The organism is Flavobacterium rarum (SeqCode), from assembly GCF_965234445.1.
Lineage (GTDB): Bacteria > Bacteroidota > Bacteroidia > Flavobacteriales > Flavobacteriaceae > Flavobacterium > Flavobacterium rarum.
On the sequence record NZ_OZ248505.1, the window covers coordinates 140,712 to 160,334 of the forward strand.

The 19,623-nt window shown below is 32.3% G+C and carries 14 protein-coding genes; 11 read left to right on the forward strand and 3 right to left on the reverse strand.

The window, feature by feature from the left end:
* Positions 1-63 precede the first annotated feature (63 nt).
* The 7 genes from AC8GF4_RS16710 to bshA all read left to right on the forward strand — a co-directional run bounded on the left by AC8GF4_RS16710 (position 64) and on the right by bshA (position 10,379).
* Positions 64-3,318: an efflux RND transporter permease subunit gene (locus AC8GF4_RS16710; RefSeq protein ID WP_506596285.1), complete on the forward strand. Its 3,255-nt coding sequence runs from the start codon at positions 64-66 to the stop codon at positions 3,316-3,318.
* Positions 3,319-3,435: 117 nt separating this feature from the next.
* Positions 3,436-3,801, forward strand: coding sequence for a four helix bundle protein (locus AC8GF4_RS16715; RefSeq protein WP_506596287.1), 366 nt, complete (start codon positions 3,436-3,438; stop codon positions 3,799-3,801).
* Entirely contained in the window at positions 3,802-5,088 is a 1,287-nt protein-coding gene (locus AC8GF4_RS16720; RefSeq protein ID WP_506596289.1) for a TolC family protein, read from the forward strand.
* Positions 5,089-5,259: 171 nt separating this feature from the next.
* Positions 5,260-6,459, forward strand: a complete 1,200-nt coding sequence (locus AC8GF4_RS16725) for an efflux RND transporter periplasmic adaptor subunit (protein WP_506596291.1) — start codon at positions 5,260-5,262, stop codon at positions 6,457-6,459.
* A gap of 15 nt (positions 6,460-6,474) precedes the next feature.
* On the forward strand, positions 6,475-7,089 hold the full coding sequence (locus AC8GF4_RS16730) for a class I SAM-dependent methyltransferase (RefSeq protein ID WP_506596293.1): 615 nt from the start codon (positions 6,475-6,477) through the stop codon (positions 7,087-7,089).
* A gap of 3 nt (positions 7,090-7,092) precedes the next feature.
* The gene (locus AC8GF4_RS16735; protein ID WP_506596295.1) at positions 7,093-9,090 is read left to right on the forward strand and encodes a heavy metal translocating P-type ATPase; all 1,998 of its coding nucleotides are present in this window, start codon (positions 7,093-7,095) and stop codon (positions 9,088-9,090) included.
* Between the two features lie 155 nt (positions 9,091-9,245).
* Positions 9,246-10,379: an N-acetyl-alpha-D-glucosaminyl L-malate synthase BshA gene (gene bshA / locus AC8GF4_RS16740; RefSeq protein ID WP_506596297.1), complete on the forward strand. Its 1,134-nt coding sequence runs from the start codon at positions 9,246-9,248 to the stop codon at positions 10,377-10,379.
* 46 nt (positions 10,380-10,425) lie between these two features.
* Here bshA and AC8GF4_RS16745 read toward each other — a convergent pair whose 3' ends face one another.
* Entirely contained in the window at positions 10,426-10,926 is a 501-nt protein-coding gene (locus tag AC8GF4_RS16745; RefSeq protein ID WP_506596299.1) for a hypothetical protein, read from the reverse strand.
* Between the two features lie 315 nt (positions 10,927-11,241).
* Between AC8GF4_RS16745 and aroC the strand changes: the two genes are divergently transcribed.
* The 3 genes from aroC to AC8GF4_RS16760 all read left to right on the forward strand — a co-directional run bounded on the left by aroC (position 11,242) and on the right by AC8GF4_RS16760 (position 16,126).
* Positions 11,242-12,303, forward strand: coding sequence for a chorismate synthase (gene aroC, locus AC8GF4_RS16750; RefSeq protein ID WP_506596300.1), 1,062 nt, complete (start codon positions 11,242-11,244; stop codon positions 12,301-12,303).
* A 63-nt stretch (positions 12,304-12,366) separates the two neighbouring features.
* On the forward strand, positions 12,367-13,632 hold the full coding sequence (locus tag AC8GF4_RS16755; protein WP_506596302.1) for a dicarboxylate/amino acid:cation symporter: 1,266 nt from the start codon (positions 12,367-12,369) through the stop codon (positions 13,630-13,632).
* A gap of 283 nt (positions 13,633-13,915) precedes the next feature.
* Positions 13,916-16,126, forward strand: coding sequence for a tetratricopeptide repeat-containing hybrid sensor histidine kinase/response regulator (locus tag AC8GF4_RS16760; RefSeq protein ID WP_506596304.1), 2,211 nt, complete (start codon positions 13,916-13,918; stop codon positions 16,124-16,126).
* 66 nt (positions 16,127-16,192) lie between these two features.
* Here the strand turns inward: AC8GF4_RS16760 and AC8GF4_RS16765 are convergent, their stop codons facing one another.
* Together AC8GF4_RS16765 and AC8GF4_RS16770 are read right to left on the reverse strand one after the other, a co-directional pair.
* On the reverse strand, positions 16,193-17,443 hold the full coding sequence (locus AC8GF4_RS16765) for a DEAD/DEAH box helicase (RefSeq protein WP_506596305.1): 1,251 nt from the start codon (positions 17,441-17,443) through the stop codon (positions 16,193-16,195).
* 107 nt (positions 17,444-17,550) lie between these two features.
* Positions 17,551-18,591 (reverse strand): formimidoylglutamase, encoded by a 1,041-nt coding sequence (locus AC8GF4_RS16770; RefSeq protein WP_506596306.1) that lies wholly within the window; start codon positions 18,589-18,591, stop codon positions 17,551-17,553.
* An 85-nt stretch (positions 18,592-18,676) separates the two neighbouring features.
* Here AC8GF4_RS16770 and AC8GF4_RS16775 point away from each other — a divergent pair, with 85 nt between their 5' ends.
* Positions 18,677-19,552 carry a DUF8428 domain-containing protein gene (locus tag AC8GF4_RS16775; RefSeq protein ID WP_506596308.1) on the forward strand — a complete coding sequence of 292 codons (876 nt, stop codon included), beginning with the start codon at positions 18,677-18,679 and terminating at the stop codon, positions 19,550-19,552.
* The last annotated feature ends 71 nt before the right edge of the window (positions 19,553-19,623 follow it).

Genomic DNA, 19,623 nt, shown 5'->3' on the forward strand with positions numbered 1-19,623 from the left:
TGGCATATCCACAAAAAAAAATAGACCTTTTAGGTTCGATTTCTCATTCATTATTTTTTAAAAATGATACATAAAATCATTGCATTTTCAGTAAACAATAAAATGATTACAGGAGTTCTGTTGTCAATCTTTGTTATGTTTGGTGTTTATTCATTTACTCAATTAAGTGTAGATGCGTTACCGGATGTAACCAATAACCAAGTGCAGGTTATAACTACTACGCCAAACCTCGCTACTCAAGAAGTAGAGCAATTTATAACTTATCCATTAGAGACAGAGTTCAAATCATTGTCGGATATGGTTGAATTGCGCAGTACAAGCCGTTCGGGTTTGTCTGTAATTACCATAGTTTTCAAAGACAATGTGCCGGTAAATATTGCTCGTCAGCGTGTTGATGAAAAAATAAAAATGGCGGCGGATAATATTCCGAAACAATACGGAATGCCTGAATTATTGCCACCAACTACGGGACTTGGTGAAATTTTTCAATACGTATTAGTCCCTCAAAAGGGGTTTGAAAACAAATACAATCTAACTGATTTAAGAACTATTCAAGACTGGATTGTACGTCGCCAATTATTGGGGACTGTTGGAGTTGTTGATGTGAGCAGTTTTGGAGGTAAGCTAAAACAATATGAAGTTTCGGTAAAACCAGAACGGTTGGCGGCCAATAATCTGACCCTAATAGATGTTTTTGATGCTTTGCAAAACAACAATGAAAATACAGGAGGAAGTTACATTGATAAAGGTCCCAATATTTATTTTATTCGTGGCGAAGGGTTAATCCAAAACATTGATGACATTAATAACATCGTTGTGAAAAACAATTCGGGTGTTCCCATTTTGATAAAAGATATTGCCGAAGTTAAATTTGGTTTTGCACCCCGTTACGGAGCAATGACTAGAAACGGAAAAGGAGAAACTGTTGGAGGAGTAGTTTTAATGCAAAAAGGAGAAAACGCAGTTAGAGTTATTGAACGAGTTAAAGAAAGGATACAATCCATTGAAAAATCCTTGCCAAAAGGGGTTAAAATTGATGTTTTTGTAGATAGAACCAAACTTATAGAGAAAACGGTTAGTACAGTTTCTACCAATTTGTTAGAAGGTGCTTTAATTGTAATTTTAGTTTTAGTCTTGTTTCTAGGAAGTTTACGAGCCGGTTTGATAGTTGCTTCTGTGATTCCGTTAGCAATGCTTTTTGCTATTATAATAATGAATCTCTTTGGATTAAGCGCCAATTTGATGAGTATGGGTGCTTTGGATTTTGGATTAATTGTAGATGGTGCCGTAATTGTTGTCGAAGCTACTTTGCATGTATTTAGTAAAAGGGAAAAGGCAAAAAGCAAATGGCAAATAGCAAATGACAAAGAGCAAACTTCAGAAGTCAAAGAGCAAATGGCTAAGAATAATGAGAAAGAGCTAAGTGAAAACAGTACTGATTTGCCTTTTGAAATTTCTCAAAATAAAATGGATCGCGAAGTAATAAAAAGTTCATCAAAGATTATGAGTTCTGCCATTTTTGGACAAATTATAATCCTGATTGTGTACATTCCCTTGTTTGTTTTGAGTGGCGTAGAAGGTAAAATGTTTATGCCAATGGCGCAAACGGTAAGTTTTGCAATCGTAGGTGCGCTATTACTTTCGCTTACGTATGTACCTTGGGCGAGTAGCCTTTTTTTGAGTAAAAATATCCGTAATAAACTCAATTTTACGGACCGATTCATCAACAAATTGAATAATTGGTATCAACCAGTTTTAGTCATTGCACTAAGACGAAAATTTGAAGTTATCGGGATTGCTGTTTTTTTATTCATCGCTTCATTGTTTATATTCAATTCATTGGGTGGCGAATTTATTCCTGAGTTAGACGAAGGTGATTTTGCAACAAATTATATGATTAGACAAGGGAGCAGTTTACCGCAAAGTATTGAAGTGGGCACACAATTGGAAAAACTAGCACTTACGTTTCCAGAAGTAACAGAAGTGGTTAGTAAAATAGGTACTAGTGAAATTCCCACCGACCCAATGCCAATAGAAAGTGCCGATTTGATTATGGTAATGAAAGACAAAAAAGAATGGACAACAGCCGATAATAAAGAAGATTTGGCTGATATAATGAACGAAAAACTAAGTCAGATTCCGGGTTGTAATTTGTCATTTGAGCAACCCATTCAAATGCGTTTTAATGAACTGATTGCTGGAGTAAAATCGGATATTGCTATAAAAATATTTGGAGATGATTTGGACAAACTTTTTTCGGAAGCCAATAAAGCTGTTCCAATTATAAGTAAAATTGAAGGTTTAACCGACATCAAAGTTGAGCAAGTTACAGGAATGCCTCAATTGGTCGTAAAATACAACCGAAACAAAATTGCGCAATACGGTTTGAATATAGCAGAGGTAAACCGAATTCTAAACATGGCCTATGCAGGAGGAACGGCTGGTGTTGTGTATGAAGGGGAACGCAAATTTGATTTAGTTGTTCGTATTCCAAAAAAAGAAAATACCGACATTGATGCTTTAAAATCTTTATTGATTCCAACACCAAAAGGGAATCAAATTCCGTTGAATGAAGTCGCCGAAATCAATTTTAAAACAGCACCATCACAAATAAGCAGGGAAGAGGGACAAAGAAGAATTGTTATTGAAGCCAATGTTCGAGGACGAGATGTTGAAAGCGTAGTTTTAGAAATTCAGAAAAAACTAGATGCCAAATTAAAATTACCGGAAGGCTATTTTATAAAATACGGTGGGCAATTTCAAAATCTTCAAGAAGCCAAAGGCAGGTTGCAATTGGCTGTTCCAGTTGCGCTTTTGCTTATTTTCTTTCTCCTCTTTTTGTCGTTCCGTTCTCTCAAAGAAGCTACTATAATATTTTCTGCAATTCCTTTAGCTTCAATTGGTGGAATATTTGCTTTGTGGAGCCGTGGAATGAATTTTAGTATTTCGGCAGGAGTTGGTTTTATTGCACTTTTTGGTGTTGCAGTTCTGAACGGAATAGTGCTGATTAGCTATTATAACCAACTAAAAGAAGAAGGTGAAGACAATCTTTTGCAACGCATTTACAAAGGAAGCAGTGCCCGATTACGACCAATTTTGGCAACTGCAACAGTGGCTTCATTAGGTTTTCTGCCAATGGCGTTGAGTACAAGCGCAGGTGCCGAAGTTCAAAAACCATTGGCAACTGTAGTAATTGGAGGGTTGCTAACTTCAACGTTACTGACTTTGTTTGTTTTACCCGTTTTGTATTATTTAGTGATGAGTTCAAAAAGGCAAAGTGCAAAAGGCAAAGAGCAAATTGTGGAGAGTGAAAAGTAAAAGGCAAATTGCAAATTGCAAATTGAAGAAAGTAAAAAGTAAAAGGCAAAAGGGAAATTTCAAAGGGGAAATTTCAAAAAATAAAAAGCAATTAGTAAACAATATAAAAACTTAAAAATGAGCAATTTTAATTTTAAAGAATCAACAGTATATAAAAAAGCATTTTCTTTGGCAATGGAAATATTTGAAATCAGTAAATCATTTCCTAAAGAAGAAAAATATTCACTAACCGACCAAGTAAGACGTTCATCAAGAAGTGTTTGTGCGAATCTTGCAGAAGCATATAGAAAGAAAAGATACCCCGCACATTTTATTTCTAAACTCACAGATTGTGATTCCGAAAATTCAGAAACAAATGTTTGGATTGATTTTGCCTTGGCATGTAATTATGTTGACGAACAAATCTCAAATTCTTTAAGAACAAAAAGTGAAGAAGTTGGAAAATTACTTAATCACATGATTAATAATCCAGACAAATATTAAATGATGAAAAATTTAAGAAAAAAAAATAAAAAGGAAATAGCAAATGGCAAAATGCAAAGAGCAAGTTTTGAGTTTTGCCTTTTGCACTTTGCCTTTTGCTCTTTGAATTCAATTGTCCTTTTTCTTTTGCTTTTTGCCCTTTGTCCTTTGATGAATGCCCAAAATAGTACTTTGCAATTGAATGATGCGTTGCAATCTGCGCTGAAAAATTATCCAACCATGCAACAGGCTAGTTTGCAAACAGAGCAACAACAAGCATTAACAAAAACAGCTACGGTGCTGGACCCATTCAATATTAATAGTAATTTAGGGCAGATGAACAGTAAATTGTTTGATTATAATGTAGGAGTTGCACAAGGTTTTAAACTATCGAATAAAGCCGACAGAAACCTTTTGAATCAAAATGTAACCGTCGCCAAATCTTTTGAAGCTGTAACTAAAAATGAATTGATTAAAAATGTATCAAGTGCTTATTTCTATTGGATTTATAATGTACAACAATACAATTTACTTCTCGAAATAGACACTATTTTTACAGATTATGTAAAGATTGCAGACAAGAAATTTCAGGTTGGCGAAAGCAATAAACTTGAAAAAATAAATGCCACATTGCAACACAAGGATTTAAAATTGCAATTGGCAGAAGTTAGTACTCAAGTATTTTTTTATTTGGCAGAATTGCAAAAATGGACTCGGAATAATGCAGATTATAAAGCGCCAATAAAATATGAAGCTTTGCCTGAAATTAATTTAAGCGACAGCACTTTAGTCAAAAACCATCCCGTTTTACAGTTTTTGCAACAGCAAATTATTGCTAAAGAATTGGCTATAAAATCAGAAAAGGCAAAAGCAAATCCGTCATTTAATTTGGGTGTAAATGCGCAAAGCTTGGACAAAGAAACCCCATTTTATTATGGAAGTGTAGGGATTAATATTCCATTATTCAGAAACGGAATTGAGGCAAAAACACAAGTGGCTAAATTAGAAACAGAAATCGCCAAAAATGAATTAGAGAAATCGCAACAGGAGTTGGGAACCATCTATTTACAACAATACCAACTCCAAAAACAGTATTTGGAGCAACTCAATTATTATAAAACGGAGGGGATCCCAATGGCAGAAACGATTGTCAATTCGGCACAACGGCTATATAAATCAGGGGATATCGGTTATATCGAATTTACTCAGAACCTGAAAGATGCCAACAAAATCAAAAACGACTATTTGACTGCAATGAACAATTACAATCAAACTATAATCAACATTCAATATTTATTAAACAGATAGGACAAAGGACAAAGGGTCAAAATTGCAAAAGGCAAAAGGCAAATTGCAAAGATGCAAATACAATAGGCGAGTATATATTCACCCAATCTTGTTCCTCTCTCCTTTGGAGATGTGTTGGGGGTGAGGTTTATTGCAAAACATTCAAAATTTTAAACTATAAAATATTATAAAATGAATTATAAAATCACAAATTTTAAAGCATATTCTAAATCGACATCGGTTTTCTTTTGCATTTTGCTCTTTGCATTTTGCATTTTGACTTCATCTTGCAAAAAAAGCGCCAGAGAAGAAGCAATTACAAATGATTCGAAGGAAATAGTGGCAGAAAAATTAGTTGTAACTTTTACAGATGCACAAATAAAGGCGATAGACTTACAGTTGAGTAATTTTGAAAAGAAAAACCTAACTACAACCTTAAAAATAAATGGAAAATTATCATTGCCACCACAACATCAAGCGCAAGTGAGTATATTGATGGGAGGAGTAGTAAAAAATATTTTGGTTCAAGAAGGTGAGTTTGTAACAGCCGGAAAAACCTTGGCAACCATTGTCAATTCTGAAGTGATACAATTGCAACAGGATTATTTGGAAAACAATGCCAATCTCAATTATTTGGAAAAAGAATACCAACGCCAAAAAGAATTAAGAGACGATGATATAAATGCAGGGAAAACCTATCAGCAAGCTCAAAGAGAATTACAAATTGTCCAAGCCAAAAAAGTTACATTAAGTTCTAAATTGGCTCAATTAGGTATCAACGCAAATAAATTATCATCAAAAAATATTGCTTCAAGTATCGCTATTTCAGCACCAATAAGCGGGTATATTCAGCATATTAATTTAAGTATGGGTAAATTTGCAGAAGCGAATGCAATATTGTTTGAAATTATTGACAACCGTTTTTTACATTTGGATTTAAAAGTTTTTGAGAAAGACATTCATAAAATAAAAATTGGACAATTAATTACTTTTAGTGATGCGAATGATGTTTCGCATACGCATCCAGCCAAAATTTATGCTATTAATAAAGCATTTGAACCCAATGAACAAGCAGTGTTAGTACACGCTAAAATAAATGAAACTACTGAAACCCTGTTGCCGGGAATGTATGTAGAGGCGAGAGTAAAAATTGATAATAACAACACATCGGCACTGCCAACTGAAGCAATCGTGAATAACGGAAACGACCATTTTATTTTTGTTTCAACAGGGAAAAATACGTTTCAACAAATAAAAGTGACCATTGGTACTTCAGATATGGGTTTTACAGAAGTTAAGGTAATTGATGAAGTTCCAGCCGATGCTAAAGTGGTAATCAAAGGAGCCTATTATTTATTGTCAGAATTAACAAAAGGGAGTGGAGAAGAATAAAATTATGTTATAATTATGGAAAATAAAAAATCACATTGGGAAAATGTTTTTACTACAAAAAAACCAAATGAAGTCAGTTGGACACAAGAATATCCCACTACTTCAATGAATTACTTGGAAAGCTTAAACTTGTCAAAAACTGCCAACATTATTGATGTTGGAGGTGGTGATAGTAACTTAGTCGATGCTTTATTGGAAAAGGGCTATACAAATATCTGGGTTTTGGATATTTCAGAATCGGCATTAGAAAGAGCAAAAAAAAGGTTGGGAGATAAAGCACATTTAGTGCATTGGATTGTTTCGGATATTACCCAATTCAATCCGGAAGTAACATTTGATTTTTGGCATGACCGAGCTGTTTTTCATTTCTTGACAGTGGATGAAAGCATCAATAAATATGTTGCAATAGTTGGAAATACAGTTGCGACTAACGGCAATTTTTTGTTAGGTACATTTTCAGAAAATGGCCCTTTGAAATGTAGCGGATTAGAAATAAAACAATATTCTGAAATTATTATGAAAAATAGTTTCAAAGATAATTTTGATGTAGTAAAATGTTTTACGGAAAATCATATCACTCCATTCGATACGGTACAAAATTTTCAATTTTGTGGTTTTAAAAAAATATAGTCAATGAAAAATCAACATAGTCATGAGGAAAACGACAACCAAAAGATTGCAAAACAATCTGGATGCTGTTGGATGCACGATGATCATGTGCATTCGGGTTCAGATGACCATGACCACGAGCATTCGCACGAGGATGGAAGTTATTTTCAATTGTTCTTTCCATCTGTAATTTCTTTTTGTTTATTGTTGATTGGAATTGTTTTGGATAATTATTTTCCTCAAAGTTGGTTTACTGGTTGGATTCGAATTGGATGGTATATTGTCGCCTATATTCCGGTTGGTTTTCCCGTTTTAATAGAAACTTTTGAAAGTATTAGAAAAGGACAATTTTTTTCAGAATTTTCATTGATGGTAATTGCTACTTTAGGTGCATTTGCTATTGGACAATTTCCTGAAGGAGTTGCCGTAATGTTGTTTTATTGTATTGGTGAGAATTTTCAAGGACTAGCAGTGAAAAGGGCGAAGTCCAATATCAAATTGTTCTTGGATCAAAGACCTGATTTTGCAACTGTATTAGAAGGACATAACACAATATCAAAAAAGGCTTCCGAAATTAGTATTGGAGCACTCATTCAATTGAAACCGGGAGAAAAATTGGCTTTGGACGGGAAACTTATTTCTGAAAGTGCTACTTTTAATACTGCAGCTTTAACGGGTGAAAGTAAGCCAGATAGTAAGAAAAAAAATGATACTGTTTTAGCGGGAATGATTAATTTGAATACAGTTGCGGAAATCGTAGTTACAACTGCTTACACCGATAGTAAACTCTCGAAAATCTTAGAAATGGTACAAGAGGCAGCTGCCAAAAAAGCACCAACAGAGTTGTTTATTCGAAAGTTTGCTAAAATTTATACTCCGGTAGTTGTTTATCTGGCAATTGCTATTTGTCTTTTGCCTTTTGCCTTTTTGGATAATTATGTGTTTAGGGATTGGCTGTATCGAGCACTGGTTTTCTTGGTGATTTCCTGTCCTTGTGCGCTGGTAATTTCTATTTCTTTAGGCTATTTTGGAGGTATTGGTGCAGCAAGTAAAAATGGAATTTTGATCAAAGGCTCGAATTTTTTGGATATTATGGCATCTATTCAAACTGTAGTTATGGACAAAACCGGAACGCTGACCAAAGGCGTTTTTAAAGTTCAAAAAGTGGTAGCCGTTGATGTTCCAGAAGCTGATTTAATAAAATTCACAGCAGCACTAGAAACCAAATCAACACATCCTGTTGGAACTGCTATTATAGAATATGCCAAAGGTTCAGAAAAAGATGTAACCGTTACCGATGTTGAAGAAATTGCAGGACACGGATTGAAAGGTAATGTAGAAGGAAACGAAATATTGGCAGGAAATGTAAAATTGATGAAAAAATTCAATATCAGTTACGATGCTGAAATCGACAATACACCATTTACAATTATTGTTATTGCCATCAATCAAAAATACGCAGGTTATTTTCTAATCGCCGATGAAATCAAAGAAGATGCAAAAACAGCTATCGAAAGTTTACACAAAATAAACATCAAAACTGTAATGCTTTCAGGCGATAAGCAAGCTGTTGTAGATGCCGTTGCTAAAGAATTGAATATCGATCAAGCCTATGGTGATTTGTTGCCTGAAAACAAAGTAGAAAAAGTCGAGGAACTTAAATCGCAAAACCTAAAAATTGCTTTTGTGGGCGATGGTGTAAACGATGCGCCAGTGGTTGCCCTTGCCGATGCAGGAATTGCAATGGGTGGTTTAGGTAGCGATGCAACTATTGAAACTGCCGATATTGTCATTCAAAACGACCAACCGACAAAGATTTACACAGCGATAAATATTGGAAAACAAACTAAAATAATCGTGTGGCAAAATATAACGATGGCTTTTGTGGTTAAAGCCGTTGTTTTAATTCTTGGAGCAGGAGGATTGGCAACAATGTGGGAAGCTGTTTTTGCTGATGTAGGTGTGGCGCTATTGGCTATTTTGAATGCAGTTCGAATTCAGAGAATGAAGTTTAAAAGTTAAATTTTAACTTAATTTTATACTTAAAGAGACCTAATCTCCTTAATTTCGTTCCACTTAAAAAACATACATGAAATCGCCAATTACAACAAGTTTGTTGTAAAAAACCATTACAATATGGCGATACCATGTTTCCAAAATTAAAATAGTATCTATACATGAAAATAGCAATAGTTTGTTATCCAACATTTGGCGGAAGTGGCGTAGTTGCTACAGAATTAGGTCTTGAATTAGCCAGACGTGGACACGAAATTCATTTTATAACCTACAGCCAACCGGTGCGATTGGCATTATTAAATCCAAATGTTCATTATCACGAAGTAGTAGTTCCAGAATATCCATTATTCCATTTTCAGCCGTATGAATTGGCTTTGTCAAGTAAATTGGTGGATATGGTAAAATTGTATAAAATAGAATTGTTGCATGTGCATTACGCTATTCCTCATGCGTATGCAGGCTATATGGCGAAACAAATGTTGAAAGACGAAGGCATTAATATTCCAATGGTAACAACGTTACATGGAACGGATATTACATTGGTTGGGAATCATCCTTTTTATAAACCAGCAGTAACTTTTAGTATCAATAAATCGGATTATGTGACTTCAGTTTCTCAAAGTTTGAAAGATGATACCTTGAAATTATTCAATATAAAAAACGAAATTCAAGTAATTCCTAATTTTATAGAATTGGATAAAAACAAATATGATTCTACAGTTCCATGTAGTCGTTCGGTAATGGCCAATACAGATGAACGAATCATTACGCATATCAGTAATTTTAGAAAAGTAAAGCGAATTCCGGATATCATTAAAATATTTTACAAAATTCAAAAAGAAATTCCAGCCAAATTAATGATGGTAGGGGACGGCCCTGAAAAAGAAAAGGCTGAAAAGATGTGCAGAAAATTTGGCATTCAGGACAAAGTGATATTTTTTGGGAACAGTAACGAAATTGATCGAATCTTATGCCTTACCGATTTATTCCTTTTGCCATCTGAAACCGAAAGTTTTGGATTGGCGGCACTCGAAGCAATGGCTTGTGGTGTTCCAGTAATATCAAGTAATTCTGGTGGTTTACCTGAAGTGAATATGGATGGTGTTTCTGGTTATTTGAGTGATGTGGGAAAGATTAATGAAATGGCGCAAAATGCTTTGAAAATCCTAAAAGAAGATAGTGTACTTGCAGAATTCAAAAAGAATGCATTACACGTTGCAGAGAAATTCGACATAAAAAACATACTTCCAATCTATGAGTCGCTTTATGAAAAAGCTATAAATCAATACAAATAAGGATACCAAAATAATCCAACTTGTTTTAGTATAAGTTGGATTACTTTTAAAATTTATATCGGATTGCTAACCCTACATTAAATCCAAAATCATTTTTCTCGTAATTGTTAAAAATAAATTCAGGTCTTGCATCAATAGCCAGTTGAATAGGTATTTCTTTAAAGTTATATTCAATTCCCACATCTCCATTTAGTACTGCAAAAACACCATTGTCTTTTCCATATCCATTATTGTAATTGTCATTGGTATTCCAAGAGCCTAAACCTCCTCCAAAACCCGCAAACCAATCCAACTCCTTCTCAATTTTCCAATACCATTGATAGATCCCTGATATTTTTATGGCATCAGTATTATTATCGTTTGTCCAACCAAAATCGAATTCTAATCTGTTTTTTAGTGAAAGTTTTTTTTGATAGGAGATTTCTAACCCAAAACCGAGATTGTTGCCAAAACGCAATCCAATTGTATTATTGGAAATAGTTTCTTGTGCTAGACAAGAAAACGATATTCCGAATAAAAGGACAAAAAAATAGATGTTTTTATTCATTTTATATAAACTTTAGGATTAGAATAATATAATAGTAATAAAAATACAAAAAATATAGAAACTAACAAGATTTACCTAACTATCAGAACATTACCTTTTCTGAGCCTAAAGATTAGCTTTGAATTTTATATTAGGATTATAAATTGATGATTTTCTTTATAAAATAATAAATTGAATTTTAAGATTTTGATGCTTGTGATTAGTTGAAAAATATCTTTTTTATAACGAATTTGAGTCAAATTATATATAAATATTACTTATTTAAAATTTTTTCTTTAATTCATAAGGCTTACATTTGCCTAAAATTAAATAGTAATGGCAGGAAATAGCTACGGTACACTATATAGAGTAACTACTTTTGGAGAATCACATGGAGAAGCGTTGGGTGGAATAATAGATGGTTGCCCATCTGGAATTCAGTTGGACTTGGATGCTATTCAATTTGAAATGTCTAGGCGCAAACCTGGCCAATCGGCTATAGTTACACAACGAAAAGAACCAGATGATGTTCAATTTCTTTCTGGAATTTTTGAAGGAAAAACTACAGGCACACCAATTGGATTTATCATTCCGAATACCAATCAAAAATCGGATGATTACTCGCATATAAAAGATAACTACAGACCCAGTCATGCGGATTATGTATATGATCAAAAATATGGATTTAGAGATTATCGTGGTGGCGGAAGAAGTTCTGCTCGCGAAACTGCCAGTAGAGTAGTTGCAGGTGCTATTGCAAAACAAATGCTACCTGAAATAAAAATAAACGCTTATGTTTCTTCGGTAGGACCAATATTTTTAGAAAAGTCTTATCAAGAATTGGATTTTTCCAAAATTGAAAACAATCCTGTTCGTTGTCCAGACGAAGATACTGCAAAGATAATGGAGGATTATATACGCCAAATTCGTAAAGAAGGGGATACAGTAGGAGGAACCGTTACTTGTGTGATTCAAAACGTTCCTATTGGTTTAGGAGAGCCTGTATTTGATAAATTACACGCAGAGCTTGGGAAAGCAATGTTATCTATCAATGCAGTAAAAGGTTTTGAATTTGGAAGTGGATTTGAAGGGGTGAAAATGAAAGGAAGTGAACACAATGATTTATACAATCCTGATGGAACTACTCGAACTAACCTTTCTGGCGGTATACAAGGTGGAATAAGCAATGGAATGGATATTTATTTCCGAGTGGCTTTCAAACCAGTGGCTACGATAATGCAAAAACAAGAATCACTTGACAATAATGGAAATATTACAGAAATGACAGGAAAAGGAAGGCATGATCCTTGTGTTGTTCCTCGTGCTGTACCTATTGTTGAGGCTATGGCTGCAATTGTTTTGGCTGATTTTTATTTGATTAATAAAACGTATCTATAATTAAGAAGCATACTCAGTATTTTGACGAGCTAAATATTGAGATTTAACCTAGAAATTAATTTAATGAATACTATTACAACCAAAAAATCATCTTTTTTTAAAGGCCTTACAGGTCAAATTTTAATAGCTATGCTCATTGGAGCGGTACTAGGAGTTATTATTCACAATGCAACAACTTTAGAAACTGCTCAAGAATTTAGTAATAAAATAAAAATGTTGGCTACCATTTTTATTCGATTAGTTCAAATGATTATTGCTCCTTTGGTTTTTACTACTTTGGTAGTCGGAATTGCAAAATTGGGAGACATAAAAGCAGTTGGAAGAATTGGAGGAAAGGCTTTAGCATGGTTTTTTACCGCTTCTTTTATTTCGTTATTGATAGGGATGTTGTATGTTAATTTATTGCAACCCGGAGTTGGTTTAAATTTATCAAATGTTGATTTGGCAACTGCTTCAGATGTTACAGCAAAAACTCAAAGTCTATCTTTTGAGAATTTTATAGAACATATTGTACCCAAAAGTCTTTTTGAAGCTTTGGCTACCAATGAAATTTTGCAGATTGTAATTTTTTCTATTTTCTTTGGTTTAGCAGCAGCTTCTATTGGAGATCATGCAAAGCCAGTAATTGATTTTCTAGATAGAACTTCTCATATAGTCTTAAAAATGGTGAATTTTGTAATGAAATTTGCTCCAATTGGAGTATTTGGAGCTATTGCAGGAGTTTTTGCTGTGAGAGATTTTCAAGAATTAGCATTAACTTATTTTAAGTTCTTTGGTTCATTTCTTATTGGGATAGGGACATTGTGGGTGATTTTAATTGCAATTGGGTTCTTTTTTCTTGGAAAAAGAATGAAAACTTTATTAAAACATATTGTAAGCCCATTGATTATTGCTTTTGGGACTACTAGTTCCGAAGCTGTTTTTCCAAAACTTACTGAAGAATTAGAACGTTTTGGTGTAAAAGATAAAATAGTTTCTTTTATGCTGCCTCTTGGATATTCATTCAATCTAGATGGTAGCATGATGTACATGACTTTTGCAGGTATTTTTATAGCTCAAGCTTATGGAATGAATTTAGACTATCCAACTCAATTTACAATGCTTTTTGTCTTGATGCTTACCAGTAAAGGTATTGCTGGAGTACCTAGAGCTAGTTTAGTAGTTGTAGCCGCTACCTGTGGTATGTTTAAAATACCTATCGAAGGAATAGCATTGATTTTACCAATTGACCATTTTTGCGATATGTTTAGAAGCGCAACGAATGTTTTGGGTAATGCATTGGCAACTTCTGTAGTCGGAAAATGGGAAGATGAAAAAGAAAATAAATAGAAATTGAACTATTTTATATGCAATCTATATAATGAGTTAAACGTCTATTTTTTAATTTAATAACTTCAAATACTATTTTTTTATGTTGTAAATAATAATTCACTCAACGGGTTGAATGTTGAGTATGGATTTAAATTTTTGAATATAAAGTACAAAAGCAGTTGCATTTTAGTGTAACTGCTTTTTTGGTTTAATTAATAATATTGCATTTATGAAAAATCTTTTTTTAAATCAGATAAATGTTTAGATTATACTGTATATTTGAAAAAAACAACAACAATTTATGCCCCTAATAAGAATAGTTTTATTAATTTTTTTGTGGTTTAATTTTTCGGGTTATTTTGTATTTGCTCAATCTCAATTACCTACCAAAAAAGAAATTAATAAATTAACAACCCAAGCTTCAAAACTTCGGGAATCAGGAGATTTTGAAAAATCTTTATTGATCTCAAGAATAGCTTTGCGTAAATCAATTTTAATTAAAGACAACGAACTTATAGCAGACAATTATAATAATGTTGCTGCAAATTATAATGAATTAGTTGAATTTGATAAAGCTATTTTTTATTATAATAAAGCCTTAATTTACGCCAATTTTACCAATAATGATACTGTAAAACAGAGGGTTAATAATAATCTGGGTAATATGTATTGCTTTGAAAAAAAGAAATATGATAAAGGTATTCTCTATTACAAAAAATCCTTGGAATCTAGTGAAAGAATAGCAGATTCTACACAAATGGCTTTGACAAACCTCAATATTGCATGGGCTTATTTTGATATTGGTAAATTCAGTCAAGGCGAGAAGAATTTAAAGTTTATAAATACGTATTATAAAAAAAACATAGATAGTTCTTTAATTGGAGTTCTGAGTATGCTTAATGGTATGTTTTGTGATTATTCAAATGAAAGCAAAAAAGCAGAAGATTATTTTTTAACAGCTATAGAAATTGGCAAACAAAGAAATGAAAAATCTGATTTAGCCTGCTCTTATCATGAATATTCAAAGTTTTTATTAAAACAAAAAGATTTTGAAAAAGCATATGAATATTTATCACGCTATAATGAACTAACAGAAGAATTATATAATGAGGATAAATTAGCAAAAGCAAATGTTGAAGGTATAAATTTTGAATTGGATGAATATAAAAGAACAATTGACAAAATTGAAATTGAAAAAGATTCTCAATACCAAAGTTTGAAAAAATCAAGAATTATAGTTTTACTTTTTATAATTGCAATCTTTGTTTTGTTGTTGTTTTTAAATTCATTAATTAAAAACAATAGATTTCGACTAAAATCGAATGCTGAATTAACGAAAGCAAATGAAGAGTTAATTATTGCTAATCAAAAAGCACAAGAATCATCGGTATTAAAATCGCAGTTTGTATCTACTATTAGTCATGAATTACGTACTCCATTGTACGGTGTTGTTGGTATTACAGATTTACTGATCGAAGAGCATAAAGAGCTTGCAACAAGTCAGCATCTTAATTCCTTAAAATTTTCTGCTCGGTATTTGTTATCATTAGTAAATGATATTTTACAAATTAATAAAATTGAAGAAAATCAAATTGTTTTGGAAAAATTGATTTTCAATTTGGCAGATGAATTTAATATGATTAAAAATGCTTTGTCTTTTATAGCTAAAAAAAATAATAATAAAATTCATTTAAAAGTTGATTCATCTATTCCGGAATATTTAATTGGAGATAAATTAAGATTTGCTCAAATAATGATGAATTTAGTGAGTAATGCTTTAAAATTCACTAAAAATGGAGAAGTATATTTAATTGCCAAACTAATAAATGTAGTTGATAATACATATAGTTTGGAAATTATTATTAAAGATAATGGAATTGGAATTTCTCCATTAGATCAAGAAAAAATATTTGACAAATTTGTTCAAGTTGGGAGAAAAGAAGATGATTATCAAGGAACAGGATTAGGGTTGTCAATAGTAAAAAGGTTGTTGAAACTTTTCGGTAGTGAAATAAATGTTGAAAGCGAGGTAGGATTGGGTACTACTTTTACATTTGTTGTCGATTTTGAATATAATATGGTAAAAACCAAAGAAATTATAAATAATATTCAAGTCGATTTAACTACAAGCCAGATTTTTAAAGTTTTAGTAGTAGAAGACAACCATATTAATCAATTGATTACTAAGAAAACTATTGAAAAAAATAATTATACCTGTATCGTAGTTGATGATGGTTATAAGGCTCTTGAAATTTTAGAAAATGAAGAATTTGATATTATTTTAATGGATATCAATATGCCTTTAATGAATGGATTTGAAACTTCGAGAAGGATAAGAGAAAAAGGGATTGAAACTCCAATTATTGCTTTGACCGCTTTTGATAAAAACGAAATTACAGATGAAGCACTTCAGTCTGGAATGAATGATATTATTGTAAAACCTTTTGAAGTTGTGCAATTATTTAAAATTATTAATTGTTTAATTCTTAAAACAAAAAGCGTGGTACACTAATACCTACGCTTTTTTTACATTTAATAATCTTTAGAAAATAATGAGTTAACACAATACAATTAGCTCTTAATACCAGCGTTTTTTATTTTGCTTTGAGGCATCAGATTTTCTTGATTTGTGGGCACCACCACTACGGTTAGAGTTTTTTTGCGCAGAAGGAGCAGCAGCAGGACTTCCAGAATGCCAAGGATATGGATGGTCATTTATGGTTTTTACGTCTACTTTTATTAGTTTTTGAATGTCTTTCCAATATTGGTGTTCATCTTTGCCACAAAATGAAATTGCAATCCCTCCATTACCGGCACGACCTGTTCTGCCAATTCTATGTACATAAGTTTCAGGTATATTGGGTAAGTCAAAATTGATAACAAATGGTAGTTGATCAATGTCAATTCCACGAGCGGCTATGTCAGTAGCAACAAGAACGCCAATTTCTTTATTTTTGAAACCTTCTAGTACCCGTTGTCTTGCATTTTGCGATTTGTCACCATGAATGGCTTCGGCAGCGATATTGTTTTTTCTTAATGCTTTTACCACATTGTCAGCGCCATGTTTAGTTCTTGAAAAAACTAAAACATCCGAAAGGTTTTCATTTTTTATTAAATGATACAATAAATTTCGTTTCTCTGATTTTTCAACAAAGTAAACTCGTTGTTCTACATTTTCTGCAGTTGATGATACAGGAGAAACGGTAACTGTTTCTGGATTAGTAAGAAACATTTCTGCCAATTCACGAATTGCCATAGGCATAGTTGCAGAAAAGAAAAGTGTTTGTCTGTTTTTTGGTGTTAGCTTTACAATTTTTTTAACGTCATTTACAAAACCCATATCAAGCATTTGATCTGCCTCATCTAGTACTAAAGTATGCAAATGATCTAAATCTATAAAACCTTGCTTGTGTAAGTCCAAAAGTCTTCCTGGTGTTGCAATAACGATATCTACACCGTTTTTTAGAGCATCAACTTGTGGATTTTGGGAAACGCCACCAAAAATAGTAAGTTGTGTCAAATTAGTGTACTTTCCATAAGTGTCAAAACTTTGGCCTATTTGTACAGCCAATTCTCTTGTTGGAGTAACAATAAGCGCACGAATTACTTTGGCTTTTTTGGATGAACCAACAATTCGATGCAATTGATGAATTATTGGTATTGCAAATGCTGCTGTTTTTCCAGTTCCAGTCTGTGCGCAACCTATTAAATCTTTTCCTGATAAAACTAATGGAATAGATTGTTCTTGTATTGGGGTTGCGTTTATATAGCCTTCTTCAAATACGGCTTTTTGTATACTTTTTGAGAGAGATAAATCTTCGAATAACATATTTTTACTATTAAATATCTTGTATTAAGTACAAAGATAAGGGCACAAAGATAGTGTTATTTTTTTGTAGATAATTAAATTGAAGTTAAGTGCAGTTTATTAATGGTTTATACTACAATAGAGTTGTGTGCTTTCATGAAATCCGTAACTAAATATCCAATTAGTTTACCTATTAAATGATTGTTTTTGTCTTCTCCTAAATCTGGTGCACCTTCACAAATATGCAAATAAGTTGCATTGCTATTTTTTGCAAAATAGGAGACAAATTGCCGAAGTTCTTCAATAGAAAATCCGCTTAAAGTCATGGCACTGCTTGCTATATTTGGTATTGCGTCCAAATCAATTTCAACTCCAAATGGATCATTTTGAATAAATTCAAGTGCAGCAATCATTTCTTGTCCAAAATCTTTTTCTTTTCTAATATTTACACTATCATAAGTGTTGTATCGTACTCGGTCTTCAATTTTTTTAATAATGTCCAAAACACTTTTTGAAGTGTAATTTTCATGCAAACCAAAAATGAAATATTTTTTTAAAAAACCTTCTTCAAATGCATAAGAAAAACCATTTCCACTGTGACGCCCTTCAAGGATTCTAAAATCGGAATGTGCATCAAAATTAACTGCATTTATTGCTTTTCCTTTTGCAAGAGCGGCACCTTTGATATTTCCGTAAGAATTATTATGACCTCCTCCGATAATAATTGGAATTTTACCTGATTGTATAATTTTACAAACAATATGTGAAACTTCTTTGTCTATTTTTTCTACCAATTGACTCAATTTTGATCGATCATCAATATCATTGAAATCAAGTAGCTCTACTTCTTTCATCTCTTGGGATACATTTAGTTGTCCTAAAACAATGATTTGGTTCCCTTTTGAAAAACGATTGTGCTGAATATTTGCAATTCCTCTAATAGCACTTTCCCATGCAGAAGCTGCTCCAGGTCTACCAAAATTAGCTCTTACCCCAATATCTTCGGGTATACCAAATATAACATATTTGGATTCACTAGATTTAATAAAGTCAATTGGATCGCAATTTTTTGGGATTGTAAGCATTTTTTCGCCAAATTTAATTTCACCACTTCTGTGATTTGTAATTTTGGCTAGATCGTTAGTACTGAAAGGGATAAGTTTTTCCATAAAAATATATTTCTCAAAAATAATATATTTGTATTAAGTTGCGTTATATATATTATTAAATTTGTAAAAACAATTATATTTTAAAATGGAAAATCAAAAAAACAATTCAAGTCTAAAAGCTGTAATAGCAGTTTTAGCTATTTTATTAGTAGGTAGTTTAGTATATATTTTTAAAATTTCTTCAGAAGTAGAATCAGTTCAAACCGAAATGACCAAAGTGGGAACTGAAAAAGAATCAGTAATGAAAGATTTACAAGATCTTAAAGCTACTTATGATGCTGCCATTGCTGAAAATACTTCAATGTCTGAAGAGTTAATACAAGAAAGAGACAAAGTTGTAAAATTAATGGATGATTTGAAAAAATCAAGCGGAGATTTGTCAAAATACAAAAGTCAAGTTCAATCGCTTCAAGGAAACATGAAAGTATTAATGACGGAAAATGAAGGATTAAAAAAACAAAATACAAGTTTAACTATCTCACGTGACAGTACTGTAGTTGTTTTGGGACAAGCTCAAAAATTCAATGAAGTTTTAGTAGGTCAAAATGAAGATTTATCAAAAACAGTTGAGAAAGGTTCTAAATTGTCTGTTTTGAATTTGCAAACAGCTGCTTACAAATTAAAAAGTTCTGGTAAAGAAATCGCAACTGATAAAGCTAGTAGAGCTAATGTTCTTAAAATAAGCTTCACAATTGCTGAAAATTCAATTGCAAAATCAGGTGATAAAGATTATTATGTACAAGTAATTGATAGCAAAAACAATGTTTTGGGTGATGCAAAATCAATAACTTTTGGAGACAAAGATTTAACATATAGTTTTGTTTCAAGTGTAAAATATGAAAACAAAACGGTTCAAGTTTCTCAAGATTTAGCAGGAAAAGATTTTGTGAAAGGAATGTACACAGTAAATGTTTTTGATAAAGATCAATTGGTTTCTTCAACTAATTTTTCACTGAGATAAGATTTATAATTTAAAAAAAAAAGAGCGATATTCAAATTTGAATATCGCTCTTTTTTTTGTTTAATAATTTT